The sequence below is a fragment of the Vogesella alkaliphila genome (assembly GCF_014652475.1).
Taxonomy (GTDB): Bacteria; Pseudomonadota; Gammaproteobacteria; order Burkholderiales; family Chromobacteriaceae; genus Vogesella; species Vogesella alkaliphila.
The window spans coordinates 510,107-536,297 of record NZ_BMYW01000001.1 but is presented as its reverse complement, the minus strand read 5'-3'; the positions used below and the strand labels follow the sequence as shown (position 1 = coordinate 536,297).

Here is a 26,191-nt window from a genome sequence, read left to right as displayed (position 1 = left end):
GCCTGCAGACCGTTCGTGTATCTGTACTGGCACTGGCTGAAGTGTTGGCGATAGCCGTGACAATTTCCAGTGCCGCCGCGAAAAAACGGCGCGGTTCAGATGCGCAGCCCGCTCTTTTTCAGCATGCGGGTGGAGAACAGCACCTCGTGGCCGCGGCAGGCGGCGCCCAGCAGCTGGCGGATGGCGGACACCTGCTGCATCACCTCGTCGCGGCTGCTGCCGTGGCACATCGCGAACAGGCTGTACGGCCACTGCGGCAGCCGGCGCAGGCGCCGGTAGCAGTGGCTGACATACGGCAGGCCGCCGATGCGCTCGCCCAGCGCGTCGATCTGCGCGTCGTCGACATCGAACACTGCCATGCCGTTGGCCGCGTAGCCGATGGCGTAGTGATTGGGCACCGCGCCGATGCGGCGGATGACGCCGTTTTGCAGCATGCGTCCCAGCCGCCGGCAGACCTCGTCTTCCGGCATCGCCAGCGCGTCGCCCAGATGCCGGTACGGCTGCGCCAGCAGCGGCAGCCCGCCCTGGGTGGCGCGGATCAGCTGCCGGTCCCGCTCGTCCAGTTCCACCTCGTGATTGCCCTCGCTGCTGTCCGGCAGCGTGCCGACCGGCGCCTGGCCGCCGACGGTAAAACGCATGCCAACGTAGTACTCGCGCAGCTTGGGGAAGTCGTACACGCGCAGGCCGGTGGCGGTCTCGATGTCGATGATGGCGTCGGCGATGCCGCCGGGGGTGGCGGTGGCCAGCACGAACCACATATTGAAGCGGTGCTCGCGGCGGTAGTTGTGCGCCACCGCCGGCAAGGCGTTCACCTGCGCCGCCACCGCGTCGAAACGCGCCTCCGGCACCGCCAGCGCCGCCAGCACGAAGGCGCCGCCCATGCGCTCGATCTGGTACATCGGCCCGAAACGGGTCAGCACCCGGCCGGCCAGCAGCCGTTGCAGCCGCTTCAGCAGCACCGCCTCGGTAAGGCCGATGCTGTCGGCGACGGCGGCGTACGGCCGCGGCAGCAGCGGAAAGCCGCCCTGCAGCGTGTCGATGATCAGGCTGTCCAGCGCGTCCAGCGCCGCATCCGGCACGTCGGCCGCGGGCGGGGTGTCGGCGGCTGGCATGGCGTGGGGCATGGCGTGGGACAGTGGCGCGTTCATGGCAGGACTCCGGTCAGTAACGGGCGCCGCGCTGGGTGTAGCGGCGGGTGGAAATCAGCAGCGCCTGCGGCAGCGCGGCGAGGCCGTGGCTTGCGGCCAACCTTTGTGCCTCAGAGCGGGCGCTGGCGGCATCGCGGGCGTGGATCATGCAGAACAGGTTGTACGGCCAGTGCGCGCCCTGCGCCGGCCGCGCGTAGCACAGCGTCACCGCCGGGTCGCCGGCCAGCGCCGCGCCGATGGCGTCGCGCGCCGCCGGCGGCACCTGCCACACGCACATCGCGTTGGCGCGAAAGCCCAGCTCGTGGTGGCGCAGCACGAAGCCGAAGCGACGGATCACGCCGCTGGCCACCCAGCATTGCAGCCGTTGCAGCACCCCGTCCTCGGCAAGACCGCAGGCGTCGGCCAGCAGCGCGAACGGGAGCGGCTGCAGCGCGATGCCCCCGTTCAGCGCCGCGATCAGGCGACGGTCGCCGTCGTCCAGCCGCGGTGCGGGCGGACTCAGGGTTGGCCGCCGCGACGGGCCGCCGGTGCCCAGCGCGAAGCCGAGGTCGATGTGGTATTCGCGCTCCAGCGGCAGGTCCAGCGGCGCAAGGCCGGTGTCGGCGGCGATCTGCGCCAGCGCGGCGTCGATGCCGGCGCGATCCGGGGCCGTCAGCACGAACCACAGGTTGTAGCGGTGTTCGCGCGCGTAGTTGTGGTTGACCTCGCGCAGGCGGCTGACCCGCGCCGCCACCTCGTCCAGCCGCGGCGGCGGCACCGCCAGCGCCGCCAGCGTGCTCACGCCGACGGTATTGGGCGCGAACACCGCGCCCACGCGGCCGAGCAGGCCGTCGGCACGCGCCTGCGCCAGCGATGCCAGCAAGTCGTGCTCGCTCATGCCCGCCTGCGCCGCCAGCAGGCGGAACGGCTGCGGCTGCAGCGGAAAATCGCGCTGGTAGCGGTCCAGCAGCGCCAGCAGCGGCGAGCCGGGTTCTTGCGGCGCGCCCATCACATGCCCATCCGGCCGGCACGCCAGCTGAAGAAGATGCCGGAAGGGTTGGCCGCCGGCAGTTCGCGCCGCGTCTGGAAGGTGGCGGTGTCGATCACCACCAGCTTGTCGTCGTCGCGGCTGGACAGCCACACCGCGTCGCCACGGGCGGTGAATTCCATGTGCAGGATGGCACGCCCCGGTTTCAGCGTCCGGATCACCTGCATCGTCGGCACGTCGATCACCTGCACCGTGTCGTTGTGCGGAAAGGCGAAGTTCACCCACACCCGCCGTCCGGACGGCTCCGCCATCACGAACACCGGCTGGCCGTACACCGGCACCCGCGCCGCTTCCTGCCAGCTGCGGCGGTCGGCGACCAGTACCTCGTGATGGCCGATCGCCGGCAGGAAGGCGTAGTCGCCGGCCAGGCTCCAGCCGCGCAGGTGCGGCATCTTGTACACCGGCTGCGGCTCGCGGCCGTGACCGTAACCGCCCAGGATGCGGCGCACGCCGGCCTGCGGCTGCCAGGTGTCCAGCAGGGCCAGGCCGTCGTCGCCGTACAGGCCGGCGATGTAGTAGCGGCCGTCGCTGCTGGCGAGGCCGTCGTAGGGGTTGCGGCCAACGTTGCGGTATTTGGTGACTTGCGGCGCGCGCGGCTCGGCGGCATCCAGCACCCAGATCTCGCCGGCCTCGAACAGGCTGAAGGCGAAGCGGTTGCCCGGCAGGTCGGCAAGACCCACCACCTTGGACGGCTGACCGTTGTCGTCCAGCGCCGGGATATCGGCCAGCAACGCCAGCGTGTCGGCGTCGAACAGCTTGACCCCGCCCGGGCTGTAGTTCTGCGCCGCCACGATGCGGCCGTCGCTGGAGATGGCGCCGCCGATGCTGTTGCCGGCCTGCAGCACCCGCGCCACCAGCTTGCCGGCGAGGATGTCGACCTTGCTGATGCCGCCGTCGCGGCCAAACACGTACACGTAGCGCGCGTCGCGGCTGTACACCAGCGAGGCGTGCGACAGGTCGCCCAGGCCGACGACGCGCGCCAGCGTGGTATTGCTGCTGTTGCTGACCACCTGCACGCTGCCGGCGGCGCGCTCGATCACCACGCCGAGATCGCCGCTGCCGCGCAGCGCCGGCGCGGCGCAGCCGGCCAGCAGTACGATCGCCCCCGCCGCCATTGCGGCCAACCTTGTACGCGCGGTCATGGTGTCACTCCCTGCTGCAACTGCCGGATCAGCCACTGCGCCTCGGCCTCGCTCATGAACGGCCGCCACGGCGGCATCGCGCTGCCGGGACGGCCATCGAGCAGGGTGGCGACCAGGCTGTCGCCCGGTTTGCCGGCCAGCGCGGCGGCGGTCAGCGGGCTGCCGAGGCCGCCGTTGAGGGTCAGCCCGTGACAGGCTCCGCAGTCCTCGCGCAGCAGGTGGCGCAGCTCGGCGACGCGTTGCGGCGCGGGCGAGACGATGGCGCTGTCGGCATGGACGGCTTCGGTGATGAACAAGGCGGCGCAACAGGCCAGCAGCAGGCACTTGGCGCTCAGCGTACGGCAACAGGCAGGCAGTTTCATGGCGGGATTCCGGTCAGGCTTTCACGGCAGCAGGCGGTGCCTGCTGCGATCAAAGTCCGTGCCGCGGCCGGCCCAAGGACCTGTTCAAGGTCTCGCGAGCTAGAGCGAGACAAGGCGAAAACGGCTGAGGAAGCGGAATTTACAAGTGGTAAATGAGCATTCCGAAGGCGTTTTCAACGCTGTATCGCCGAAGTGCAGCAGACATTGAACAGGTTATAAGGCGGGCCGGCGCGCGGCAAGAAGCGGGGCTTACTGGGCCAGCACCCACTTCACCAGCAGCTTGATGTCGGCATCCGGCACCTGCGGGTTGGGCGACATCGGGATCGGGCCGAAGCTGCCGGCGCCGCCCTTCTTCACCTTCTCTTCCAGCTTGGCCTGCATGTTCTGGCCCTTGTACTTGCTGCCGATGTCCTTGAACGCCGGGCCGACCACCTTCTTGTCCATGCCGTGACAGACGAAACAGTTGTACTTCTTCGCCAGTTCCGGCGAGGCGTGGGCTGCGGATGCCAGCAGCAGGCCGCCACTGAGCAGCAGCGCGGTAAGCAGGGATGTTTTCATGATGATCTCCGTGGCGGGCCGGGTCGTGGCCCGCGCTGAGGGTTAGTAAACGTCGTGCTGGGTGTTGTAGACGTTGAACTTGCCGGTCGGGGTGATCAGGCGCTTGTCCTTGATCACCGCCTTGCAGCTGCGGGTCTTGTCGTCGACCACCACGATGGCCGATTCCTTGTTCTTGGCGCTCCACACCGAGAACCACACCTCGTCGCCGGCCTTGTTGTACTCCGGCTGCACCACGCGCTTGGCACCGTCGTCAGCCAGCTTGGCGCAGGCGGCCACGTCGATCACCTGCGGCCCCTTGGCCAGGTTGTTGATGTCGTACACCGCCACGCTCTGGCTGACCTTGGCATCCGGGTTCAGCGGGGTGTCCACCCACAGGTTCTTCGATTTCGGATGGGTCTTGATGAACAGCGAACCGCCGCCCTGGCCCTTGAAGGTGGCGACCGCCTTCCACGCGTACTGCGGATGTTTCACCGGATCGGTACCGATCAGCGTCACGTCCTCGCTGCCCAGGTGCGAGGTGCTCCACACCGGACCGTATTTCGGATGCACGAAGTTGGCGCCGCGGCCCGGGTGCGGGATCTTGCCGACATCGACCAGTGCCGCCAGCTTGTCTTCCTTGGTGTCGACCACCGCGATCTTGTTGGAGGCGTTGGCCGCCACCAGGAAGTAGCGCCCGCTGCTGTCGAAGCCGCCGTCGTGCAGGAACTTGGCGGAGTCGATGGTGGTGGTTTTCAGGTTATTCAGGTCGGAATAATCGACCATCATGATCTTGCCGGTTTCCTTGGCGTTGATCACGAATTCCGGCTTGTAGTGGCTGCCGACGATGGAGGCCACGCGTGGCTCCGGGTGGTACTCGTTGTCCACGGTCATGCCGCGGGTGGACACCACCTTGCGCGGCTTCAGCGTGTCGCCGTCCATGATCACGAACTGCGGCGGCCAGTAGGTACCGGCGACGGCGATCTTGTCTTCGAAGCCCTTGAACTTGGAAGTCTCCACCGAGCGCGCCTCGAGGCCAACCTTGACCTCGGCCACGTTGTCCGGCTTCGGCAGCCACAGGTCGATCAGGTTGAGACGGGCGTCACGGCCGATCACGTACAGGTAGCGTCCGGACTTGGACAGCCGCGAGATGTGCACCGCGTAGCCGGTCTTGATGATGTTGATGATCTGCTTGCTGTCGCCGTCGATCAGCGCCACTTCGCCGCTGTCGCGCAGGGTGACGGAGAACAGGTTGTCCAGGTTGTAGCTGTTCATCTTCCTGGTCGGGCGCTTTTCTACCGGCAGGTAGATCTTGCGCGACTTCTCGATGTCGGCCAGCGAGAATTCCGGCGGCGTCGGCGGCTCCTGCTGGATGTAGCGCGCCATCAGGTCCACGTCCTGCTCGCTCATCTCGCCCGAGGTCTGCCAGTTCGGCATCCCGGCCGGGCTGCCGTAGGCGATGAACACCTTCAGGTAGTCGGTGCCCTTGCCCAGCGTGATGTCCGGCGTCAGCGGCTTGCCGGTGGCACCCTTGCGCAGCACGCCGTGACAGCCGGCGCAGCGCTCGAAGTAGATCTGCTTGGCGCGCTCGAATTCGACCTTGGTGATCGGCGGCGCCTTGGGGTCACTGTTCTTGTGCATCTCCTGCTGAGACTGGGCCGCCGGACTGCCGGCGGCGTCCGCCAGCGCCAGAGATGCAGCGAACGGCAAGGTTGCCAGTAATACGCCCTGTGCAAGTGCACTTATCCTGAAGCTTTTCATGATGCTCTCCACCACGCTATGAGGGAATTCATGCGCGCATCATCCGCCGGTGGTGACATTGGCATCATTGATTCGAATCAACGGATCGGAATCCGGTGCAAGACGGCGTGAACTTGCCGCAGCGCACAAAAAATCGCGCCGCCAGCGCCGTCCCGCCTTGTGGCCGCAGGCCGGCAGCGCCTATGATGTCGGGCTGGCCTATCCCTCGCCCCCGCTTGCCATCATGATCATCCACTCCCGTCACAACTGGTTCGAGCTGCTGTTCGTCTGGCGCGGCTCGGTACTGCCGCGCATCCTGCCCCGGCTCTGCCTGGTGTTCCTCATCTCGCTGCTGTCCGCCTTCGCCACCAACTGGTGGATCAGCCAGCACGCGCAGTCGTCGCTGAACATCTACATCTTCACGCTGATGGGGGTGTCGCTGGCGATCTTCCTCAGCTTCCGCAACTCGGTCAGCTACGAGCGCTTCTGGGAGGCGCGCAAGCTGTGGGGCACGCTGCTGATCGTGGCGCGCACGCTGGCCGGCAAGCTGCTGGCGGTCGCCGACGCGCGGCCGGAGTCGCGACAGATGCTGCACGGCATCTGCGCGCTGGCCTATGCGCTGAAAGGCCAGCTGCGCCAGGACGACGTCGCCGCCCACCTGCAGCGACTGCTGCCGGCGGAGCAGTGGCAGGCGATCGCCGACGCGCCCGGCAAGCCGGGGCTGATCCTGCTCTACCTGCACCGCCTCAATGCCGGCCTGCGCGACAGCGGCAGCATCGACCAGTGGCAGTGGCAGAGCGTCGACCGCAACCTGGACGCGCTGTCCGACGTGGTCGGCGGCTGCGAGCGCATCCGCAGCACGCCGATCCCGTTCACCTACCGCGTGCTGCTCAACCGCACCGTCACCATCTACTGCATGCTGCTGCCGATCGGGCTGACCACCAGCATCGGCTGGCTGACGCCGATGATCGCGGTGTTCATCGCCTACACCTATATGGCGCTGGACGTGCTGGGCGAGGAGCTGGAAGAGCCGTTCGGCAAGGAAGGCAACGACCTGCCGCTGACCGCGCTGTGCCACGGCATCGAGTCCGCGGTGTGCGACATGCTGCGCCAGCCGGTGCCGGTGCCGGCGCCGCAGCCGGACGGCGTCTACCTGTACTGAGCCGCACGCCGGCGCATCAACAAAAAAGGTTGGCCGCAACGTTGCGGCCAACCTTTTTTACTGGTGGCGACGGGTCAGGCGGTCAGGCTGGCGTACAGGCCGGTCAGCACCTGCGGCAGGCGCCGCGCGTCGTGCACCACGCTGTAGCCGCGGCGGCCGAACAGGTGCGGCAGGTACTCGCCGGCCTCCTTGTCCACCGTGACGCAGAACGGGATCAGCCCCGCCCGCTTCGCCTCCAGCACCGCCTGGCGGGTGTCCTCCACGCCGTAGCGGCCTTCGTAGTGATCAAGATCGTTGGGCTTGCCGTCGGACACGATCAGCAGCAGGCGGCGCTGCGCCGGCTGCTCCAGCAGGATGCGGGTGGACTGGCGGATCGCCGCGCCCATGCGCGTGTAGTAGCCGGGGCGCAGTGCCAGGATGCGGCCGCGGGTGGTGTCGTCGTAGCGCTCGGCAAAATCCTTCAGCAGCAGGTAGCGCACCTCGTCGCGGCGGATCGAGGAGAAGCCGTACAGGCCGAAGTCGTCGCCGCAGGCGGACAGCGCCTCGGCGAACAGCAGCAGGCTGTCGCGGATCACCCCGATCACCTGCCCGGCTTCGCCGAGCCAGCTTTCGGTGGACAGCGACAGGTCGGCCAGCAGCAGGCAGGCCATGTTGCGCCCGCCCGGCGGCCACGCCTGGTACAGCGGCGGCTCGGCCACCGCCACGCCGCTGCGCTTCTCGGCGAGGAAGCGGATCAGACGGTCGAGGTCGATGTCCGGGCCGCTGGCCTCGCCGCTCTTGCGGGTGCGCTCCGGCGACAGCGCCTGGAACTGGCGGCGCAGGCGCCGCGCCAGCGGCTGCAGCTTGTCCGGCAGCGGCGCCGGGGTGGCGTCGCGCGGCAGCATCGGCTTCAGGCAGCAGTGCTCGGCCACCAGCCGTTGCCGCCGGTAGTCCCACTCCGGCAGCAGGATGCCGCTGCCCAGCGGCGTGTCGTCGTAGGCGGCGGCCGGCAGGTCGAGGTCGAACTTCAGCCGGCTGGCGCGGCGGCGGTTGTCGCGGCTGATGGTCAGCGTGTTCATGTCCTCGGCGGCGGCGCCGGCGTCGTCCATGTCGTCATCGTCGGTGTGACGGTTGACGCGCACGTACTCGTCCCAGGTGAAGATGCTCTCGGCGCGGAACACCAGCAGCATGCCGTTCTTGCGCTCGTCGGCCGTGTCGCGCCGCGCGCGGTAGCGGCGCTTTTTCTTCGTTTCCTTGCTGTCGCTGTCTTCCATCTCCGGCGTCTGCTTGTCGTCGGCGCCGGCGGTCGGCGCGGTCGGTGGCGTCGGGTGCAGCCACAGCAGCACCGGCTGTGGCGGGGTGCGGCACGGCGGCAATGCAATGGCGGCTTCAGGCTGTTGCAGTGCGGCGCGGATCGCCGCCTCCTGCGCCGCAGCGGCGGCGTCGCGCGGCGTGTCACGCAGCGGCAGCAGCGCCGTCACCAGCCGCCGGTACAGCGCGGCGAGGCCGGGCATCGCGGCGAGGCAGGCGGCACTGGCGCGGCGGTTGCGCGTCAGCCAGTCGCCATCGTCGCTATGCTGCGGCTGCGCCGCCAGCGCCATCAGCCAGAAGTACAGCTCGCGGTTGCGCGCCGCGTCGGGGAACAGGTCGATCTTCTCCGGCAGGTACAGCGACTGGCCGTCGCGCCACGCCAGCTCGACCTGCTCGCCGGTGCCGGCGATGCGTTCCAGCAGCCGGCGCCGCGCGCCGTGGGCGGTGCCGACGGCGGTGCGCAGGGTCAGCGCCGGGTCGCCGCCCATGGCGCGGAAGAACAGCGGCGCCTGCTTCTCGATGTCCGCCAGCGCCACCGCCGCCTGCGGATAGCCGCGGTAGGCGGTGCGGCGGATCAGCTTGTCCCACCAGCCGCCAACAAGGTCTTCCATGTCAGGCTCCGAACTGGGTGTCCACCACCGCCATCAGCGCCGCCAGGGTGTCGGCTTCGTCCGACAGCGGCTCCACCAGCGCGGTGCGGCAGGCCAGGCGTACGCCCATGCCGCTGGCGATCAGCTTGGCGCAGTACACCAGCAGGCGGGTGCTGACCGCCTCGTCCAGATCGTAGCCGGTGAGGCGACGGATCTGGCCGGCCAGCGTCACCAGCTGTGCGGCCAACCTTTCGTCCACCCCGCCCTCGTGCTGCACCACCGCGCGTTCCACTTCCGGCAGCGGGAAATCGAAGCTCAGCGCCACGAAGCGCTGGCGGGTGGATGGCTTCAGCGTCTTCAGCACGTGCTGGTAGCCGGGGTTGAACGACACCACCAGCATGAAGCCGGGCGGCGCCTGCAATTCTTCGCCGGTGCGCTCGATCGGCAGGATGCGGCGGTCGTCGGTGAGCGGGTGCAGCACCACGGTGGTGTCCTTGCGCGCCTCCACCACTTCGTCGAGATAGCAGATGCCGCCCTCGCGCACCGCACGGGTCAGCGGGCCGTCGCACCAGCGGGTATCGCCGCCGGCGATCAGGTGGCGGCCGACCAGATCGGCGGCGGACAGGTCGTCGTGGCAGGACACGGTGAACAGCGGCAGGCCCAGCTTCGCCGCCATGTGCGCGACGAAACGGGTCTTGCCGCAGCCGGTGGGGCCCTTGATCAGCACCGGCAGCTGCTGGCGCCAGGCGGTTTCGAACACCGTGCATTCATCGGCGACCGGCTGGTAGAACGGAAGCTGGCTTGCCAGCTTGGCATGGACGGGTGCATTCATGGGGGTGGGTTCCTAGGCAAAGCTGATCAGCAGCCCCCCGCACACCAGCAGCAGCCAGCCGTGGACGATGCCGCGCAGCCACAGCGGCGCATGGCGCAGCGCCATCAGCGACTCGACGATGGCGACGCCCTTGAGCCAGGCACCGCCCAGCGCCAGCGTCGCCAGCAGCGTGCTGCCGTGCCATTCGCTCAGCAGCGCCAGCAGCAGGGTCAGCGCGGTCAGCCACAGCCAGACCGGCCACACAGGCGGGGAGAGACGGGAGGAATTCATGGCTGCATCATGCCGCAACGCCGCTGCGGCCAACCTTGATGACAGATAAGGAAAGCCCGCCGCTGAGAGGGCGGCGGGCGACGGTCTCAGCCGGCGTGGGCGGCGGCCACCGGCTGCGGTCTGACGCGCAGCGCCGACAGCACGCCGGCAACCAGCAGAACGATGCCGAGCAGGGTCAGCGGTGCCGGCCACTCGCCGCGCAGCAGGAAGGCGTAGCCCAGCGCCGCCAGCGTCTCGAACACGATCAGCTGCCCCACCAGCGCGGTCGGCAGCCGCTGGCTGGCCTCGTTCCAGCACAGCGTGCCCAGCCACGAGGCGAACAGGCCGATCACCGCCATCAGGCCGAGGAAGACCAGCGGCCTCGGCCCGAACGGCATCGCGAACGGGCTGTCGGCGACGGCCATGCCCCCCCACAGCAGCGCGTAGCCCAGCAGCGCCAGCGGCAGCGTCGCCACGCCCTGCGCGGTGGCCCAGCTGCGCGGACTGCGATCGGGGTGATGGCGCAGCCAGTCGGCGTTGCGCAGCGGGTACCAGGTCCAGCACGCCACCGCCACCGTCGCCAGCAGCGCGCCGCCGAGGTAGCGGCCGAGGTCGCCGCCCGCCTCGCGCTGCAGCGCCGCCAGCTCGACACTGTTGACGCAGCCGATGCCGACGCCGATCAGCAGCAGCGACGGCCACAGCTGCCGCCACGGCAGGCGGCCGTCGCGGCGATGGTCGCGCAGGTTGGCGCTCACCGCGATCACCACCGGCAGCGTGCCGATGATCATGGTCGGCAACGGCGCGCCGGCGCGCTGGATGGCGCTGGCCAGGCACAGGTAGTACAGCAGGTTGCCGACGGCGGCCAGTTTCAGCGCTTCCAGCCAGTCGCCGCGCGTCAGCTCGCGCAGCCGCACCCGGTCCAGCCACGCCAGCGGCAGCGCGATCAGGCCAAAGGCGAGGTAGCGCCCCACCGACTGCAGCGCCGCCGGATATTCCGGCAGCAGCAAGGGGCCGACGAACACCAGCCCCCACATCAGCCCCGCCGCCAGTGCGTACAACATCCCCGTTCCCATCGCCCTGCCCTCCGCCAAATAGGCACACGGTAGCCGGCGGCGCAGGCGGCGTCTTGTACCAGATTGCGGCCAACCTTGAACCAAGGGACAGTCAGGCGCGCACCTGTTTCTGGTAGCGCGCCGGGGTCACGCCGTAGCGGCGCACGAAGGCGCGCGTCAGGTGCGCCTGGTCGGCCAGCCCGGTGGCGGCCGCCACCTGCGCCGGCGCGACGCCGGCCGTCAGCAGCCGCTTGGCCTCGAACAGGCGCAGCGCCATCAGCATCTGCTGCGGCGTGACGTGGTATTGCGCCTGGAAACGGCGCAGAAAATGGAAGGGGCTGAGGCCAGCCACCGCCGCCAGCTGTGGCAGCGTCAGCTTGTCGGCCAGATGCGCGCGCAGGTAGTCCAGCACCGGCGCGAAGCGGTGCGCCGCCTCGGCCGGTGCCGGCTGCGGCACCCGCGCGTGGCGACGGAACTCGGCCAGTAGCCGGAACAGCAGGCTGTCGAAGGCCAGCGGCTCGTGCGCCTGCCACAGCGCGGCCAGCAGCTGGCTGACACGCTGCGCGCCGGCGACATCGTGGCGCACCGCCTCGTCGAACCACCAGCCGTCCTCGCCGCTGACGCGCGCCAGCACTGCCGGATCGAGATACAGCATGCGGTAGCGCCAGCCGTGCTCCGTCTCGGCGCGGCCGGTGTGCAGCTCGTCCGGGTTCATCAGCACGATGGAACCGGGCGGCGCCAGGTGCTCGCCACCGCCGTAACGGAAACGCTCCACCCCGGCCTCGATCGCGCCCAGCCCGAACGCCTCATGGGTGTGCGGCTCGAAGGCGTGGCGCACGATATGGGCGCGGTACAGCTCCACCCCCGGCGCCGGCAGGCAGAATTCGGCGTGGTCGGTGGTGTGTTCGAACACCTCCGGCACCCCGGCCAGCGGCAGCGGGACGGTGATGGCAGAAACGGCGGCAACAGTCATGGCGGGATAGCGGATCGGCGGTCACGGGCGGCAAGCCTAGAGTATGCACCCCGCGCCGTGATCGCGGAAGGCGGGTACTTGCCACCTCGAAGCAGAGCAGTGAGGGGGGGCGTTACCGGATGATGCAGAACATGAACCGGCATGCTGGCAGCCGGAACAAGGCGCCGATGGCCCGGTAGATCCGCAGCCTGAAGACGGCGTGGGCGCCGAAAAGGATGTGGGGAGCGGCCTGATGGCCGGCGACACCGGGCAGCGACCGCACGACACGAACGATGGCCAGCCGCCTGCGATCAGGAAAGCACGACGTCACTCACTGCCCGGAGTTTGGTGAGCACTACCCCCGCATCAGCACGCGGGGGCGCTGTCGTGGTGACGACTCAGGCCAACGCCGGCTGCAGGCTAGGCGCCGGCTCGCTGGCGGCGATGACGCGGTTGCGGCCCTGTTGCTTGGCGGCGTACATGCGCTGGTCGGCGATCTCGATCAGCTGGCGCCAGTCGTTGCAGCCCTCCTCCAGCATGTCGGCAACGCCGATGCTGGCGGTCAGCGGCGTCTGGTCCGGGCGCAGGCCGAAGCCGTTGCGGCGCAGGCGTTGCAAGGCGCTCATCGCCTGGCGGCAGTCGATGTTCGGCAGCAGCAGCAGGAATTCCTCGCCGCCCCAGCGCACCAGTACGTCGCCCTTGCGCAGGCCGTGGGTCAGCGTCTGCGCAAACTGCTTGAGCATGACATCGCCCTGCTGGTGGCCGAACTGGTCGTTGATCGCCTTGAAGTGGTCGATGTCGATGAAGGCCACCGAGAACGGGCTGCCGCTGCGGCTGGCCAGGATGAACTGCAACTCCAGCACCTCCTCGCCGCTGCGGCGCGAAAAGGCACCGGTCAGCGGATCGCGCACCGCCTGCTGCACCAGCGCGATCATGAACGCCAGCTGACAGACGCCGGCCAGCGCCGCCACGCCGGCGATCAGCCCCTGCAGCCAGAACGCACCCCAGAATGACGGCCAGTCCACCACCGGAAACTGGAAGTAACCGGCCGCCACGTGGGCAATCAGGATCGGGGAGGCGAAAGCGGCGCTCTCCAGCAACGTCAGCGGGAAGATGGCGAAACCGGCCAGCAGGATGAACGGCAGGAAGGCGTAACCGGTACCGACCGCGGCCGAGGCGCCTGTGAGCTGGTAGTGCGTCAGCAGCACATAGGAAATCACGTAGAACAGCGTGGGGATGGCAAACAGCATCGCCATGCCGCGCCAGGCGTTGAACAGCGTCACCTCCGGCCGGTAGCAGTAGACGATGAAGGCAAAACAGCCGGTGGCACCCAGCCGCAGCAGCGCCAGTTGCCACGCCAGCGGATTGGGCAGCACCAGCAGATCGACGAACATCCACAGCGGAGTCAGCACGGCAAACAGGCTGGCAAACAGGCGCACCCGGTTCAGGATCATCTGCGCGCGACGATTGCTCATCAGCGGCATGTGATGCCGCGGGGTCACCAGCCAGCTGGCTTCGTTCGGGTTCAGCTCGCCGGGCAGCAGGCCCAGCAGTTTGACCCAGGTGGTGGAATGGAAAATGGTCATGGGCTCCGCAAGCAGGCAGAAGACGTCGAGAAGCCATTATCATGACACAGGCCGCACCCTCGTTTGCCAAATATCAAGCCGCAGCCAGATTTCAGTTACATTTCTCGACATGGCCAGCCGCAAAAATGCCCGGCACGAGGCCGGGCATTTCAGGGGCAGGCGCCATGGCGGCGCGTTCAGTCCCGATACTGCAGGTGCGCGCGTTTCACGTTGCACAGCAGCTCGTAGCTGATGGTGCCGGCGTGGGCGGCCACGGCGTTGACGCTGACCTGTTCGCCCCACAGCTCCACCTCGCTGCCGATGCCGGCCTGCGGCAGGTCGGTCAGGTCGATGGTGATCATGTCCATCGACACGCGGCCGATGATGCGGCTGAGCTGGCCGTCGACCGCCACCGGGCTGCCGGTGGAGGCGAGGCGCGGATAGCCGTCGGCATAACCGCCGGCGATCAGGCCGACGCGGGTCGGCCGCGTGGTGACGAAACTGGCGCCGTAGCCGACCGGCTCGCCGGCAGGCAACTCGCGCACGCCGAACACGCGGCTGGCGAGCCGCATCACCGGCTTGAGGTCGACGTTGGCCGCATGGCCGTCCGGCAGCGGCGTCGAGCCGTACAGCATGATGCCGGGGCGACCCCAGTCGCGGTGCGCGTGCGGGTGGATCATGATGCCGGCGGAGTTGGCGACGCTGCTGTCGCCGGCCAGGCCGGCGGTGGCGGCATCGAAGGCGGCCAGCTGCAGCGCGGTGGCGTCGCAGCCCGGTTCGTCGGCGCGGGCGAAGTGCGTCATCTTGACGATGGCGTCGGCCTTGCCGCTGGCGGCCAGGCGCTGGTAGGCGGCGGCGTAGTCGGCCGGGAAGAAACCGGCGCGATGCATGCCGGAGTCCATCTTCAGCCACACGCGGTACGGCCGCTCGGCCGGCGTCGCCAGCAGCATGTCCAGCTGCTCGCGGTTCTGCACCACCAGCCACAGGCCGTGCGCCTGCACCTCGGCCAGCTCGGCCGCCTCGAACACGCCTTCCAGCAGCAGGATCGGGGCGGTGATGCCGGCGGCGCGCAGCTGCAGCGCCTCTTCCAGGCAGGCCACGGCGAAACCGTCGGCGACGTCGGCCACCGCCTGCGCGCAGCGCACCGCGCCGTGACCGTAGGCATTGGCCTTCACCACCGCCAGCGCGCGACCGCCGTGCTGCCGACGGGCCAGCAGGTAGTTATGGCGGAAATGATCGAGACGAATAGTTGCAATCAACGGACGCATGATGATCCTTACACGTTGGCCGCAAGCGGGCGCGCCATCGGTACCACCAGCGTCTCGCCGCCCTTGGCGTAACGCTGCATCGACAGGCCGTCGATCAGGATTTCCGGCTGCGTGCCGGTGATCAGGTCGGCCAGCACCTTGCCGGAGCCGGCGCTCATGGTCCAGCCCAGCGTGCCGTGGCCGGTGTTCAGCGACAGGTTGGCAAAGCGGGTGCCGCCGATGATGGGCGTGCCGTCCGGGGTCATCGGGCGCAGGCCGGTCCAGAATTCGGCGCGGGACACGTCGCCGCCGTCCGGGTACAGGTCGGTGACCACCATTTCCAACGTGGCACGGCGTTTCGGGTTCAGGCTCAGGTCGAAACCGGCCAGCTCGGCCATGCCGCCGACGCGGATGCGGTCGTCAAAGCGGGTGATGGCGATCTTGTAGGTCTCGTCCAGCACGGTGGACACCGGCGCGCCCTTGGCGTTGGTGATCGGCACCGTCAGCGAGTAGCCCTTCACCGGGTACACCGGGATGTCGATGCCCAGCGACTTCACCATCTCGCGCGAGTAGCTGCCGGTGGCCACCACGTAGTGGTCGGCGGTCAGGCGCTCGCCGTCGACGCGCACGGCGGTGATCTTGTCGCCGTAGTGCTCGATGGCCTCGATGCTCTTGCCCCACAGGAACTTGACGCCGATCGCCGCCGCCATCTCCGCCAGGTGCGAGGTGAACAGCTGGCAATCGCCGGTGTCGTCGTTCGGCAGGCGCAGGCCTCCCTTCAGCTTGTGCTTGGTCTTGGCCAATGCCGGCTCGACACGGGCACAGCCGTCGGCGTCCAGCACCTGGTACTCCACGCCGCACTCCTTCAGCACCTCGATGTCCTTGCCCATCGCGTCCACCTGCTGCTGGCTGCGGAACAGCTGCAGCGTGCCGCCGGTGCGGCCTTCGAAGTTGAGGCCGGTCTCGGCCGTCAGCTCGCGGATCTTGTCGCGGCTGTACTCGGCCAGGCGCATCATGCGGCCCTTGTTGATGTTGTAGTCCTGGTAGTTGCAGTTGGCGAACATGCGCGCCATCCACTCCCACTGGTAGGTGCTGCCGTCGACGCGGATCGCCAGCGGCGCGTGCTTCTGGAACAGCCACTTGGCCGCCTTCAGCGGAATGCCCGGCGCCGCCCACGGTGCGGCGTAGCCCGGAGAGATCTGACCGGCGTTGGCAAAGCTGGTCTCCAGCGCCGGGCCGGGCTGACGCTCGATCACCGTCACCTCCACACCGGCCTTGGCCAGATACCACGCGGTCGAAATACCGATAACGCCGCCACCAAGCACGATTACTTTCATGATCTCTCCTGCCAGTTATGCTGTCTTGTCCAGGCCGGAGCCTGTTTTTCCGGGGTTCGAAAGCGCATTTGCACTTTCAGTGAATTTGCGTAGTATATTGATTGCAAGGCAGTTTTTTCAACTTAGTTACAGCTAAACGGCAGTTAACTTACCTATTAATCGGTGGTTATTTAGTGAAAACGCAGCGCAGCAATTTGAACCTGTCCCGCCAGCTGGACCGCATCGATCGCAAGATCCTGTTGCACCTGCAGGAAAACGGCCGCATCGCCATGACCGAGCTGGCGGAAAAAGTCGGCCTCTCCACCACGCCGTGCACCGAGCGCGTGCGCCGGCTGGAGCGCGAGGGGGTAATTGAAGGCTATCACGCGAAACTGAACCCGCAAGCGCTGGGCGCCAGCCTGCTGGTATTCGTCGAGATCAAGCTGTCGGCCAAGTCCGGCGACATTTTCGACGCCTTCCGCCGCGAGGTGCAGAAGCTGCCGGACGTGCTGGAGTGCCACCTGGTGTCCGGCGAGTACGACTACCTGCTGAAGGTGCGGCTGCCGGACATGTCGATGTACCGCAACATCCTCGGCGACATCCTGCTGAAGCTGCCGCAGGCCAACGAGTCGCGCAGCTACGTGGTGATGGAAGAAGTGAAGGAAACCGGCATCCTGTCGATCACGCCCTGACGCCCGGCGCCGGCCGCAAGGTTGGCCGCAATAAAAAAGGCCGCAGCACCCGCTGCGGCCAACCCTAACAACGACCCACTCAAAAAATCAGCGTACTTCGTCCTCCAGCGCGCGGGCGATCACCAGCTTCTGCACGTCGGAAGTGCCTTCGTAGATCTGCGCCACGCGCACGTCGCGGTAGATGCGCTCCAGCGGATAGTCGGACAGGTAGCCGTATCCGCCCAGGGTCTGGATCGCCGCCGAGCACACCGCCTCGGCCATCTCGGAGGCCACCAGCTTGGCCATGCTCGACTCCTTCAGGCAGGGCTTGCCGGCGTCCTTCAGCGCCGCCGCGTGCCGCACCAGCTGTCGCGCCGCTTCCAGCTTTGCCGCCGCCTCCGCCAGGCGGAAACCCACCGCCTGGTGGCGGATGATGGCCTGGCCGAAGGTCTCGCGCTCGGTGGCGTAGCGGGTGGCAAACTCCAGCGCCGCGCGCGCCATGCCCAGACACTGCGCGGCGATGCCGATGCGACCGGATTCCAGATTGGCCAGCGCGATGCGGTAGCCCTCGCCTTCCCTGCCCAAGAGGTGGCTGGCCGGCACGCGCACGTTGTCGAACACCACCTGGCAGGTGTCGGAGGCGTGCTGCCCCATCTTGTCTTCCACCTTGGCCACGCTGTAGCCGGCGGCGCGGGTCGGCACCAGGAAGGCGCTGATGCCCTTCTTGCCGGCGGCCGGATCGGTGACCGCGAACACGATGGCGACATCTGCGTGCTTGCCGTTGGTGATGAACTGCTTGACGCCGTTGATCACCCAGTCGTCGCCGTCGCGCAGCGCCCGGGTCCTGAGGTTGGCCGCATCGGAGCCGGCGTCCGGCTCGGTGAGGCAGAACGCCGAGATCCACTCGCCGCGCGCGATCGGGCGCAGGAAGGTGTCCTTCTGCCAGTCGTTGCCGAAGCGCTCGATCGGGCCGCAGCCTACCGAGTTGATGACCGAGATGATGGTGGACAGCGCGCCGTCACCGGCGGCGATCTCCTCGATCACCGCGGCCAGGGTGACATAATCGAAACCGGCGCCGTCCCACTGCGGCGCCACGGTCAGGCCGAAGCAGCCCAGCTCGCCCAGGCCGCGCAGCGCCTGGCGCGGGAAGGCATGCGTCTTGTCCCACTCGGCGGCGTGCGGCGCGATTTCGCCCTGTACGAAGTCGCGCACCGCATCGACCACCTGTTCCTGTTCTGTCGTCAGCAGCATGGTCGCCCCTTACACCAGTTCCACCGCCAGCGCGGTCGCTTCGCCGCCGCCAATGCACAGGCTGGCGACGCCGCGCTTGAGACCACGCGCCTGCAGTGCCGCGATCAGCGTCACCACGATGCGCGCACCGCTGGCGCCGATCGGGTGCCCCAGCGCGCAGGCGCCGCCGTTGACGTTGACCTTGGCGTGCGGCAGGCCCAGGTCGTGCATCGCCGCCATGGTCACTACCGCGAAGGCCTCGTTGATTTCGAACAGGTCGACGTCGTCCACCGTCCAGCCGGTCTTGGCCAGCAGCTTCTGCATCGCACCCACCGGCGCGGTGGAGAACCACGCCGGCTCGTGCGCGTGGGTGCTGTGGCCCACGATGCGCGCCAGCGGTGTCAGGCCGCGGGCGCTAGCTTCGCTCTCGCGCATCAGCACCAGCGCGGCGGCGCCGTCGGAAATGGAACTGGCGTTGGCCGGGGTGACGGTGCCATCTTTCTTGAACGCCGGTTTCAGCGTCGGAATCTTGTCCAGATTGGCCTTCAGCGGCTGCTCGTCCTCGGCCACCACTTCCTCGCCCTTGCGGCCAACCACGGTCACCGCCGCGATCTCGCCCTTGAACGCGCCGCTGGTGATCGCGTGCTGGGCACGGGTCAGCGAGGCGATCGCGTACTCGTCCTGCGCCGCGCGGCTGAAGCCGTACTTCTCCGCGCACAGCTCGGCGAACACGCCCATCAGCTTGCCCTTGTCGTAGGCGTCTTCCAGCCCGTCGAGGAACATGTGATCCTTCAGCTCGCCGTGGCCCAGACGCAGGCCGCCGCGCGCCTTCGGGATGATGTAGGGCGCGTTGCTCATGCTTTCCATGCCGCCGGCCACCATCACCGTGTTGCTGCCCGCCTTGAGCAGGTCGTGCGCCAGCATCAGCGCCTTCATGCCGGAGCCGCACATCTTGTTGATGGTGGTGGCGCCCGCCGCCAGCGCCAGCCCACCCTTGATCGCCGCCTGGCGCGCCGGGGCCTGGCCCTGGCCGGCCGGCAGCACGCAACCCATGATCACTTCTTCCACCGCTTCCGGCGCCACCCCGGCGCGCTCCACCGCGGCCCGGATCGCCACCGCGCCCAGCTCGCTGGCGCTCTGGCCGGACAGGCTGCCCTGGAAACCGCCCATCGCGGTGCGCGCCATTCCGACAATCACAATTGCATCGTTCTGCATCATCCGGTTCCTCTGCGGTGAAATATACGTTTACGTTAACGTAAACTAACCACAAAAAACAAGCCGCATCGCAGCGGCTGTGGCACAAACACAAAAACCGGCCGGCGCCGGCTTACAGATCGGGCAGACCGCCGGTGCGCTTTTCCATCCACTGCTCGCACTGGCCGCGCAGCTGGCCGATTTCCTTCAGCACCAGCTGGATGTCGTCCAGCTGCTGCAACAGCTGCCGCTCGCGCCGCGACAGGATGTCGACGAATTTCATCAGCTGCGGCTCGTCGGTGTTGGCCGCGTCGTACAGCTCGAACAGCTCACGGATTTCCTGCAGCGACAGGCCGATGCGCTTGCCGCGCAGCGTCAGCATCAGCCGCACGCGGTCGCGCCGCGAATAGATGCGGCGCTGACCCTTGCGCTCTGGCGTCAGCAGGCCCTCGGCCTCGTAAAACCGGATCGCCCGGGTGGTGACGTCGAACTCCTGCGCCAACTCGGAAATGCTGAATGTACGATCAGCAGAGACAACCACGGCAACCCCCTTGCTTGAACTGTCCAGATACTCGGCTCTTGTCGGCCACCCGCAATTGTAATACGGGCGGCCCCTTGCCGGACATCCGGCAAGGCCCGGCGCCGGCAACAAAACGCGCAGCCGGCACCACAATCCGGTGCCCTTGCTATCACTTTAGTTGACGTTAACGTAAACTGGAAATAATTTTAGTGCACCCCAACAGGAGAACCGCTATGGAATTCAAGCAGATTGGCGTGATCGGCGCCGGCACCATGGGCAACGGCATCGCCCAGGTCTTTGCCCAGGCCGGCTTTAGCGTGGTGATGGCCGACGTCAGCGACGCCGCGGTGGCGCGCGGCCTCGCCAGCATCGGCAGCAGCCTCGCGCGGCTGGTGAAGAAAGGCGTGCAGACCGAAGCCGGCGCCGGCGAGGTCCTGGCCCGCATCCACGGCCGCACCGGCCTCGCCGCGCTGGCCGACTGCCAGCTGGTGATCGAGGCCGCCACCGAGAACGCCGCCATCAAGGAGCAGATCTTCCGCGAGCTGGCCGGCATCGTCGGCCCCGATTGCATCCTCGCCAGCAACACCTCGTCGATCTCGCTGACCACCATCGCCGCCTGGGTACCGCAGCCGCAGCGGGTGATCGGCATGCACTTCATGAACCCGGTGCCGGTGATGCAGCTGGTGGAGATCATCCGCGCACTGCAAACCGACGACGCCACCCACGCCGCCATCCACGCGCTGAGCCTGCAGCTGGGCAAGACGCCGGTGACGGTGAAGGACGGCCCCGGCTTCGTGTCCAACCGCGTGCTGATGCCGATGATCAACGAGGCGGCCTTCGTGCTGTACGAGAACCTGGCCACCGCCGAGGACATCGACACCGTGATGAAGCTGGGCATGAACCACCCGATCGGCCCGCTGGCGCTGGCCGACCTGATCGGACTGGACACCTGCCTGTCCATCATGGACATCCTGCACCGCGAGTTCCGCGACTCGAAATACCGCGCCTGCCCGCTGCTGGTGCAGCTGGTCGCCGCCGGCCGGCTCGGCCGCAAATCCGGCAAGGGCTTCTACGAGTACTGAGCCGATTTCCTAGCCAGATCAGATACTTCCGTCACGGCAGCGCCCGCCGCTGTGACGGAAGCACAACATGACGCAACGCAGTAAACCCGCCGTTCATAAAAACCCTTTGCATAAAACCGAGCGCTTGCTTTAGCTTAGTCACACCAAGTTGACGTTTACGTCAACGCAAAGGCCACAAGCCTTCCGCATTCCCACTGGCCACAAGCCTGTCTGATTTTACCCGGCATCACCCCCGCCCGTTCCGGGCCACGCACCACCCGTGGCAGCCTGCTGCCGCCCAAAAAAACACAAGAGGAGACACGAGAATGGCCAAGCCTGAAACTGTCCGCCCCGCCATCGCGCATGGCTATCCGGCAGACACGTTCCCCAAGCTGCTGCTGGCCCACGCCCAGCAACGTGGCGCGCGCCCGGCGATGCGTGAGAAAGACCTCGGCATCTGGCAGACCTGGAGCTGGCAGGAGGTGGCGACCGAAGTGCGCGCCCTCGCCCTCGGCCTTGCCAGCAAGGGCTTCCAGCGCGGCGACCGTCTGGCCGTGATCGGCGACAACCGCCCGCGCCTGTACATGGCGATCATGGCGGCGCAGTGTCTGGGCGGCGTGCCGGTGCCGCTGTACCAGGACTCGGCGGCCGAGGAGATGGTGTTCGTGCTGTCCGACGCCGAAGTGGTGATGGCGGTGGTCGAGGACCAGGAACAGGTCGACAAGCTGCTGGAAATCCGCGACCGCCTGCCGACGCTGCAGGCCATCGTCTACGACGACGCGCGCGGCCTGCGCCACTACCAGCAGGCAGGCCTCTACGACATCGCCGAAATCCTGGGCTTGGGGCGCGTGCAGCACGACGAGCACCCGCAGCTGTTCCAGAACATGGTCGACCTCGGCCGCGGCGGCGATCCGGCCATCATGCTGTACACCTCCGGCACCACCGGCAATCCCAAGGGCGTGCTGCACACCAACGACAGCATGATCATCACCGCGCGCAATGCGGCCAACCTTGAGGGTCTCACCGAGCACGAGGAAGTGCTGGCCTACCTGCCGATGGCGTGGGTCGGCGACAACCTGTTCTCCTACGCGCAATCGCTGGTCACCGGCTTCTGCGTGTCCTGCCCCGAGTCCAGCGACACGGTGATGACCGACATGCGCGAGATCGGGCCGACCTACTACTTCGCCCCGCCGCGCGTGTACGAGAACCTGCTGACCCAGGTGATGATCCGCATGGAGGACGCCGGCCGCCTCAAGTACAAGATGTTCCACTACTTCATGGACCACGCCCGCCGCGTCGGCACCGCCATCCTGGAGGGCAAGCCGGTCGGCTTCTGGGACCGCGTCGGCTACAAGCTGGGCGAGATGCTGGTCTACGGCCCGGTGAAGAACGTGCTCGGCTTCACCCGCTTGAAGCTCGCCTACACCGCCGGCGAGGCCATCGGCCCCGAGCTGTTCGACTTCTACCGCGCCATCGGCGTCAACATCAAGCAGCTGTACGGCCAGACCGAGGCCTACGTGATGGTGTGCGTGCACCCCAACGACAAGGTCAAGCCGGACACCGTCGGCGTGCCGGTACCGGGGGTGGAGGTGAAGATCGCCGACAGCGGCGAGGTGCTGTTCCGCGGCCCCGGCACCTTCCACAGCTACTGGAAGCGCGACGACGCCACTGCCGAGACGCGCAACAGCGAAGGCTGGGTGCACAGCGGCGACGCCGGCTTCTTCGACGAGGACGGCCACCTCAAGATCATCGACCGCGCCAAGGACGTTGGCCGCATGAACGGCGGCAGCCTGTTCGCACCGAAATACCTGGAAAACAAGCTGAAATTCTTCCAGCAGATCAAGGAAGTGGTCGCCTTCGGCGACGGCTGCGACTACGCCACCGCCTTCATCAACATCGACCTGATCGCGGTCGGCAACTGGGCGGAAAAACGCGGCCTCGCCTACACCGGCTACACCGATCTCGCCGGCCAGGAGCCGGTGTACGAGCTGATCCGCGAGTGCATCGAGAAGATGAACGCCGACCTCGCCACCGACCCGCGGCTGGCCGGCAGCCAGATCCGGCGCTTCCTGATCCTGCACAAGGAGCTGGACGCCGACGACGGCGAGCTGACCCGCACCCGCAAGGTGCGCCGCAAGTTCATCGCCGAGCGCTACGCCCCGCTGATCGCCGCCCTCAACAGCGACGCGCGCGACTGCACCATCGACGCGCAGGTCAAGTTCGAGGACGGCCGCAGCGGCAACATCCGCGCCACGGTGAAAATCCGCGACGCCAAAACCTTCCCCGCCACCGCCAAGGAGGCCGCATGAACCCGCACCGCAAAATCGGCGACGTCATCCTGCAAGCCGAAGCCATCTCGCTGTCCTTCGGCGGCGTGAAAGCGCTGACCAACATCAGCCTGGAAGTGCGCGAGCACGAAGTGCTGTCCATCATCGGCCCCAACGGCGCCGGCAAGAGCTCGATGCTGAACGTGATCAACGGCGTCTACCACCCGCAGCAGGGCCGCGTGATCTACCGCGGCGAGGCGCGCAGCAAGATGCGGCCGCACGAGGCGGCGCGCCAGGGCATCGCGCGCACCTTCCAGAACATCGCGCTGTTCAAGGGCATGAGCGTGCTGGACAACATCATGACCGGCCGCAACCTGAAGATGCGTTCCAACTTCATCCAGCAGGCGCTGTACTGGGGCCGCACCCAGCGCGAGGAAATCGCCAACCGCGAACAGGTGGAAAAGATCATCGACTTCCTCGAGATCCAGCACATCCGCAAGACCCCGGTCGGGCGCCTGCCCTACGGCCTGCAAAAGCGCGTCGAGCTGGCGCGGGCGCTGGCCGCCGAGCCGACGCTGCTGCTCTTGGACGAGCCGATGGCCGGCATGAACGTGGAGGAAAAGCAGGACATGTGCCGCTTCATCCTCGACGTCAACGACGAGTTCGGCACCACCATCGTACTGATCGAGCACGACATGGGCGTGGTGATGGACATCTCCGACCGCGTGGTGGTGCTCGACTACGGCAAGAAGATCGGCGACGGCACCCCGGACGAGATCCGCGGCAATGCCGACGTGATCGCCGCCTACCTCGGCACCTCCCACTAATCGCCGTTAGGGCACTTCGAAAAACCGTCGCGAGCCCGTCGAGTGCAAGGCGCAGCGCCCGCAGCGACCGAGATAGTACAAGGCGTACAGCGAGGGAGCGAGGACGATGCAACGCAGCAATCGGCTGGCGCAGCAGGTTTTTCGAGGTGCCCGTTAACGCCGGTTGCGGCCAACGTTGGCCGCAACGCCAGGCAAGGAGCAAGACATGGAATGGCAGTTTTTCCTTGAGGTGCTGGTGGGCGGTCTGCTCGCCGGCGTGATGTATTCGCTGGTGGCGCTGGGCTTCGTGCTGATCTACAAGGCCTCCGGCGTGTTCAACTTTGCGCAGGGCGCGATGGTGCTGTTTGCCGCGCTGTCCTTCGTCTCCATCCAGGCGATGGGCGTGCCGTTCTGGATCGCGCTGCTGCTGACGCTGGCGCTGATGGTGCTGCTCGGCGTCGGCATCGAGCGGGTGGTGCTGCGGCCGCTGGTCAACCAGCCGCCGATCACGCTGTTCATGGCCACCATCGGCCTGTCCTTCTTCCTCGAAGGGCTGGCGCAGATGGTGTGGGGCACCGACGTGCACGGCCTGGAGCTGGGCATCGCCGACGAGCCGTTCGACGTCGGCGGCGTGTTCATCTCCAAGTTCGACCTGTTCGCCGCCGCGGTCGGCGGCACGCTGGTGGCGGCGCTCGCGCTGTTCTTCAGCAAGACCAAGCTGGGGCGCGCGCTGCGCGCGGTGGCCGACGACCACCAGGCGGCGATGTCGGTCGGCATTCCGCTGAAGCACATCTGGGCCATCGTGTGGGGCGTCGCCGGTTTCGTGGCGCTGGTCGCCGGCCTGCTGTGGGGCTCGCGCCTCGGCGTGCAGTTCGCGCTGACGCTGGTGGTGCTGAAGGCGCTGCCGGTGCTGATCCTCGGCGGCTTCACCTCGGTGCCTGGCGCCATCATCGGCGGCCTGATCATCGGCGCCGGCGAGAAGCTGGCCGAGGTCTACCTGGGGCCGTTCGTCGGCGGCGGCATCGAGAACTGGTTCCCTTACATGCTGGCGCTGCTGTTCCTGCTGGTGCGTCCGGAAGGCCTGTTCGGCGAAAAACATATCGAGAGGGTGTAAACCATGTTCTACCGTGAATCGGGTCAGTTCAAGAGTTCCTACGCGGCGGATTCCGCCATCCTCACCATAGCCCAGGACCGGCTGTTCATCGCCGCCCTGCTCGCGCTCGCCTTCGTGGTGCTGCCGGGGCTGGGCAGCGACTACCTGCTGTCCGGCATCCTGATCCCCTTCCTGATCCTGTCGCTGGCGGCACTGGGGCTGAACATCCTCACCGGCTACGCCGGGCAGCTGTCGCTGGGCTCGGCGGCGTTCATGGCGGTGGGCGCGTTTGCCACCTACAACTTCATGCTGCGCCTGCCGGGCATGCCGCTGCTGCTCGCCATCTTCCTCGGCGGCCTGTCGGCGGCGCTGGTCGGCGTCGCCTTCGGCCTGCCGTCCCTGCGCATCAAGGGCTTCTACCTGGCGGTGGCGACGCTGGCGGCGCAGTTCTTCATCGAGTGGGTGTTCACCAAGTTCGGCTGGTTCACCAATTACAGCAGCTCCGGCGTGATCACGGCGCCACCGATGCAGGTGTTCGGCATCGCCATCGACACCCCGGCCAGCAAGTACCTGCTGACGCTGTCCATCGTGGCGCTGATGGCGCTGGCGGCGAAGAACATGGCCCGCGCCAGCATCGGCCGCGCCTGGATGGCGATCCGCGACATGGACGTCGCCGCCGAGGTGATCGGCATCCCGATGCTGCGCACCAAGCTGCTCGCCTTCGCCATCAGCTCGTTCTACTGCGGTGTGGCCGGCGCACTGTACGCCTTCGTGCTGCTGGGCACCGTCGACGCGCAGGCCTTCGACCTGCACCGCTCCTTCCAGGTGCTGTTCATGATCATCGTCGGCGGTGTCGGCAGCATCCTCGGCTCCTTCCTCGGCGCCGCCTTCATCGTGCTGCTGCCGATCTGCCTGAACCTGCTCGGCCAGGCCTTCCACGGCGCGATCAGCACCCAGTTCCTCGCCAACCTGGAAATGATGCTGTTCGGCGGCCTGATCATCTTCTTCCTGATCGTCGAGCCGCACGGCCTCGCCCGGCTGTGGCAGATCGCCAAGGAAAAACTGCGCGTGTGGCCGTTCCCGCACTGACGCACCAGGCAATGACCTAAAGGTTGGCCGCAAGGTCGCGGCCAGCCGATGC

24 protein-coding genes are annotated in these 26,191 nt (G+C 67.5%); 7 read left to right on the top strand and 17 right to left on the bottom strand.

Annotation, left to right across the window (positions count from 1 at the left end):
• Positions 1-95: 95 nt before the first annotated feature.
• The 6 genes from ahbB (IE100_RS02525) to IE100_RS02500 form a co-directional block, all read right to left on the bottom strand.
• Entirely contained in the window at positions 96-1,148 is a 1,053-nt protein-coding gene (gene ahbB / locus IE100_RS02525) for a siroheme decarboxylase subunit beta (RefSeq protein WP_229800186.1), read from the bottom strand.
• A gap of 13 nt (positions 1,149-1,161) precedes the next feature.
• Positions 1,162-2,136 (bottom strand): siroheme decarboxylase subunit beta, encoded by a 975-nt coding sequence (gene ahbB / locus IE100_RS02520; RefSeq protein ID WP_189372569.1) that lies wholly within the window; start codon positions 2,134-2,136, stop codon positions 1,162-1,164.
• Positions 2,136-3,317, bottom strand: a complete 1,182-nt coding sequence (locus IE100_RS02515; RefSeq protein ID WP_189372568.1) for a cytochrome D1 domain-containing protein — start codon at positions 3,315-3,317, stop codon at positions 2,136-2,138. Before IE100_RS02515 ends, ahbB (IE100_RS02520) begins: the two co-directional genes overlap by 1 nt.
• Positions 3,314-3,679, bottom strand: a complete 366-nt coding sequence (locus IE100_RS02510; RefSeq protein WP_189372567.1) for a c-type cytochrome — start codon at positions 3,677-3,679, stop codon at positions 3,314-3,316. Before IE100_RS02510 ends, IE100_RS02515 begins: the two co-directional genes overlap by 4 nt.
• A gap of 249 nt (positions 3,680-3,928) precedes the next feature.
• Positions 3,929-4,237 (bottom strand): c-type cytochrome, encoded by a 309-nt coding sequence (locus IE100_RS02505; protein WP_189372566.1) that lies wholly within the window; start codon positions 4,235-4,237, stop codon positions 3,929-3,931.
• Between the two features lie 42 nt (positions 4,238-4,279).
• On the bottom strand, positions 4,280-5,974 hold the full coding sequence (locus IE100_RS02500; protein WP_189372565.1) for a nitrite reductase: 1,695 nt from the start codon (positions 5,972-5,974) through the stop codon (positions 4,280-4,282).
• A gap of 223 nt (positions 5,975-6,197) precedes the next feature.
• Between IE100_RS02500 and IE100_RS02495 the strand changes: the two genes are divergently transcribed.
• Complete coding sequence (locus IE100_RS02495) at positions 6,198-7,115, top strand: bestrophin family protein (RefSeq protein ID WP_189372564.1); 918 nt, start codon at positions 6,198-6,200, stop codon at positions 7,113-7,115.
• Between the two features lie 74 nt (positions 7,116-7,189).
• Here the strand turns inward: IE100_RS02495 and IE100_RS02490 are convergent, their stop codons facing one another.
• The 8 genes from IE100_RS02490 to IE100_RS02455 form a co-directional block, all read right to left on the bottom strand.
• Positions 7,190-9,016 (bottom strand): nitric oxide reductase activation protein NorD, encoded by a 1,827-nt coding sequence (locus IE100_RS02490; protein WP_189372563.1) that lies wholly within the window; start codon positions 9,014-9,016, stop codon positions 7,190-7,192.
• A gap of 1 nt (position 9,017) precedes the next feature.
• Complete coding sequence (locus IE100_RS02485) at positions 9,018-9,827, bottom strand: CbbQ/NirQ/NorQ/GpvN family protein (RefSeq protein ID WP_189372562.1); 810 nt, start codon at positions 9,825-9,827, stop codon at positions 9,018-9,020.
• 12 nt (positions 9,828-9,839) lie between these two features.
• Positions 9,840-10,097: a hypothetical protein gene (locus tag IE100_RS02480; protein WP_189372561.1), complete on the bottom strand. Its 258-nt coding sequence runs from the start codon at positions 10,095-10,097 to the stop codon at positions 9,840-9,842.
• Between the two features lie 86 nt (positions 10,098-10,183).
• A complete protein-coding gene (locus IE100_RS02475) occupies positions 10,184-11,137 on the bottom strand; it encodes a DMT family transporter (RefSeq protein ID WP_229800185.1) in 954 nt (317 codons plus the stop codon).
• A gap of 103 nt (positions 11,138-11,240) precedes the next feature.
• Complete coding sequence (locus IE100_RS02470; RefSeq protein ID WP_189372559.1) at positions 11,241-12,101, bottom strand: AraC family transcriptional regulator; 861 nt, start codon at positions 12,099-12,101, stop codon at positions 11,241-11,243.
• Positions 12,102-12,478: 377 nt separating this feature from the next.
• Entirely contained in the window at positions 12,479-13,666 is a 1,188-nt protein-coding gene (locus tag IE100_RS02465; protein WP_189372558.1) for a GGDEF domain-containing protein, read from the bottom strand.
• A 176-nt stretch (positions 13,667-13,842) separates the two neighbouring features.
• On the bottom strand, positions 13,843-14,913 hold the full coding sequence (gene alr / locus IE100_RS02460; RefSeq protein ID WP_189372557.1) for an alanine racemase: 1,071 nt from the start codon (positions 14,911-14,913) through the stop codon (positions 13,843-13,845).
• 8 nt (positions 14,914-14,921) lie between these two features.
• Complete coding sequence (locus IE100_RS02455) at positions 14,922-16,229, bottom strand: D-amino acid dehydrogenase (protein ID WP_189372556.1); 1,308 nt, start codon at positions 16,227-16,229, stop codon at positions 14,922-14,924.
• A 194-nt stretch (positions 16,230-16,423) separates the two neighbouring features.
• Between IE100_RS02455 and IE100_RS02450 the strand changes: the two genes are divergently transcribed.
• The gene (locus tag IE100_RS02450; RefSeq protein WP_189352752.1) at positions 16,424-16,900 is read left to right on the top strand and encodes an Lrp/AsnC ligand binding domain-containing protein; all 477 of its coding nucleotides are present in this window, start codon (positions 16,424-16,426) and stop codon (positions 16,898-16,900) included.
• Between the two features lie 87 nt (positions 16,901-16,987).
• Here the strand turns inward: IE100_RS02450 and IE100_RS02445 are convergent, their stop codons facing one another.
• The 3 genes from IE100_RS02445 to IE100_RS02435 all read right to left on the bottom strand — a co-directional run bounded on the left by IE100_RS02445 (position 16,988) and on the right by IE100_RS02435 (position 19,844).
• Entirely contained in the window at positions 16,988-18,130 is a 1,143-nt protein-coding gene (locus IE100_RS02445; protein WP_189372555.1) for an acyl-CoA dehydrogenase family protein, read from the bottom strand.
• 9 nt (positions 18,131-18,139) lie between these two features.
• Complete coding sequence (locus tag IE100_RS02440; protein WP_444545880.1) at positions 18,140-19,327, bottom strand: acetyl-CoA C-acyltransferase; 1,188 nt, start codon at positions 19,325-19,327, stop codon at positions 18,140-18,142.
• 109 nt (positions 19,328-19,436) lie between these two features.
• A complete protein-coding gene (locus IE100_RS02435) occupies positions 19,437-19,844 on the bottom strand; it encodes a MerR family transcriptional regulator (RefSeq protein WP_189352731.1) in 408 nt (135 codons plus the stop codon).
• A 212-nt stretch (positions 19,845-20,056) separates the two neighbouring features.
• On the opposite strand from IE100_RS02435, the gene IE100_RS02430 reads away from it, so the two are divergent.
• The 5 genes from IE100_RS02430 (at position 20,057) to IE100_RS02410 (ending at position 26,139) form a co-directional block, all read left to right on the top strand.
• Complete coding sequence (locus IE100_RS02430) at positions 20,057-20,905, top strand: 3-hydroxybutyryl-CoA dehydrogenase (protein WP_189372554.1); 849 nt, start codon at positions 20,057-20,059, stop codon at positions 20,903-20,905.
• A gap of 305 nt (positions 20,906-21,210) precedes the next feature.
• Positions 21,211-23,193 (top strand): AMP-binding protein, encoded by a 1,983-nt coding sequence (locus IE100_RS02425; protein ID WP_189372553.1) that lies wholly within the window; start codon positions 21,211-21,213, stop codon positions 23,191-23,193.
• Entirely contained in the window at positions 23,190-23,978 is a 789-nt protein-coding gene (locus IE100_RS02420) for an ABC transporter ATP-binding protein (RefSeq protein WP_047965980.1), read from the top strand. The genes IE100_RS02425 and IE100_RS02420 overlap by 4 nt, the downstream gene beginning before the upstream one ends.
• A gap of 205 nt (positions 23,979-24,183) precedes the next feature.
• Complete coding sequence (locus tag IE100_RS02415; RefSeq protein WP_189372552.1) at positions 24,184-25,071, top strand: branched-chain amino acid ABC transporter permease; 888 nt, start codon at positions 24,184-24,186, stop codon at positions 25,069-25,071.
• Between the two features lie 3 nt (positions 25,072-25,074).
• On the top strand, positions 25,075-26,139 hold the full coding sequence (locus IE100_RS02410) for a branched-chain amino acid ABC transporter permease (protein WP_189372551.1): 1,065 nt from the start codon (positions 25,075-25,077) through the stop codon (positions 26,137-26,139).
• Positions 26,140-26,191: the final 52 nt, after the last annotated feature.

What these genes read in the sequence shown, in the direction of transcription:
- ahbB (WP_229800186.1), bottom strand. Translation starts at nt 1,148, where the DNA reads ATGAACGCGCCACTGTCCCACGCCATGCCCCACGCCATGCCAGCCGCC.
- IE100_RS02495 (WP_189372564.1), top strand. Translation starts at nt 6,198, where the DNA reads ATGATCATCCACTCCCGTCACAACTGGTTCGAGCTGCTGTTCGTCTGG.
- IE100_RS02430 (WP_189372554.1), top strand. Translation starts at nt 20,057, where the DNA reads ATGGAATTCAAGCAGATTGGCGTGATCGGCGCCGGCACCATGGGCAAC.
- IE100_RS02425 (WP_189372553.1), top strand. Translation starts at nt 21,211, where the DNA reads ATGGCCAAGCCTGAAACTGTCCGCCCCGCCATCGCGCATGGCTATCCG.
- IE100_RS02445 (WP_189372555.1), bottom strand. Translation starts at nt 18,130, where the DNA reads ATGCTGCTGACGACAGAACAGGAACAGGTGGTCGATGCGGTGCGCGAC.
- IE100_RS02415 (WP_189372552.1), top strand. Translation starts at nt 24,184, where the DNA reads ATGGAATGGCAGTTTTTCCTTGAGGTGCTGGTGGGCGGTCTGCTCGCC.
- IE100_RS02500 (WP_189372565.1), bottom strand. Translation starts at nt 5,974, where the DNA reads ATGAAAAGCTTCAGGATAAGTGCACTTGCACAGGGCGTATTACTGGCA.
- IE100_RS02465 (WP_189372558.1), bottom strand. Translation starts at nt 13,666, where the DNA reads ATGACCATTTTCCATTCCACCACCTGGGTCAAACTGCTGGGCCTGCTG.
- IE100_RS02490 (WP_189372563.1), bottom strand. Translation starts at nt 9,016, where the DNA reads ATGGAAGACCTTGTTGGCGGCTGGTGGGACAAGCTGATCCGCCGCACC.
- IE100_RS02420 (WP_047965980.1), top strand. Translation starts at nt 23,190, where the DNA reads ATGAACCCGCACCGCAAAATCGGCGACGTCATCCTGCAAGCCGAAGCC.
- IE100_RS02505 (WP_189372566.1), bottom strand. Translation starts at nt 4,237, where the DNA reads ATGAAAACATCCCTGCTTACCGCGCTGCTGCTCAGTGGCGGCCTGCTG.
- ahbB (WP_189372569.1), bottom strand. Translation starts at nt 2,136, where the DNA reads ATGGGCGCGCCGCAAGAACCCGGCTCGCCGCTGCTGGCGCTGCTGGAC.
- IE100_RS02480 (WP_189372561.1), bottom strand. Translation starts at nt 10,097, where the DNA reads ATGAATTCCTCCCGTCTCTCCCCGCCTGTGTGGCCGGTCTGGCTGTGG.
- IE100_RS02475 (WP_229800185.1), bottom strand. Translation starts at nt 11,137, where the DNA reads ATGTTGTACGCACTGGCGGCGGGGCTGATGTGGGGGCTGGTGTTCGTC.
- IE100_RS02440 (WP_444545880.1), bottom strand. Translation starts at nt 19,327, where the DNA reads ATGATGCAGAACGATGCAATTGTGATTGTCGGAATGGCGCGCACCGCG.
- IE100_RS02455 (WP_189372556.1), bottom strand. Translation starts at nt 16,229, where the DNA reads ATGAAAGTAATCGTGCTTGGTGGCGGCGTTATCGGTATTTCGACCGCG.
- IE100_RS02470 (WP_189372559.1), bottom strand. Translation starts at nt 12,101, where the DNA reads ATGACTGTTGCCGCCGTTTCTGCCATCACCGTCCCGCTGCCGCTGGCC.
- IE100_RS02485 (WP_189372562.1), bottom strand. Translation starts at nt 9,827, where the DNA reads ATGAATGCACCCGTCCATGCCAAGCTGGCAAGCCAGCTTCCGTTCTAC.
- IE100_RS02410 (WP_189372551.1), top strand. Translation starts at nt 25,075, where the DNA reads ATGTTCTACCGTGAATCGGGTCAGTTCAAGAGTTCCTACGCGGCGGAT.
- IE100_RS02510 (WP_189372567.1), bottom strand. Translation starts at nt 3,679, where the DNA reads ATGAAACTGCCTGCCTGTTGCCGTACGCTGAGCGCCAAGTGCCTGCTG.
- alr (WP_189372557.1), bottom strand. Translation starts at nt 14,913, where the DNA reads ATGCGTCCGTTGATTGCAACTATTCGTCTCGATCATTTCCGCCATAAC.
- IE100_RS02515 (WP_189372568.1), bottom strand. Translation starts at nt 3,317, where the DNA reads ATGACCGCGCGTACAAGGTTGGCCGCAATGGCGGCGGGGGCGATCGTA.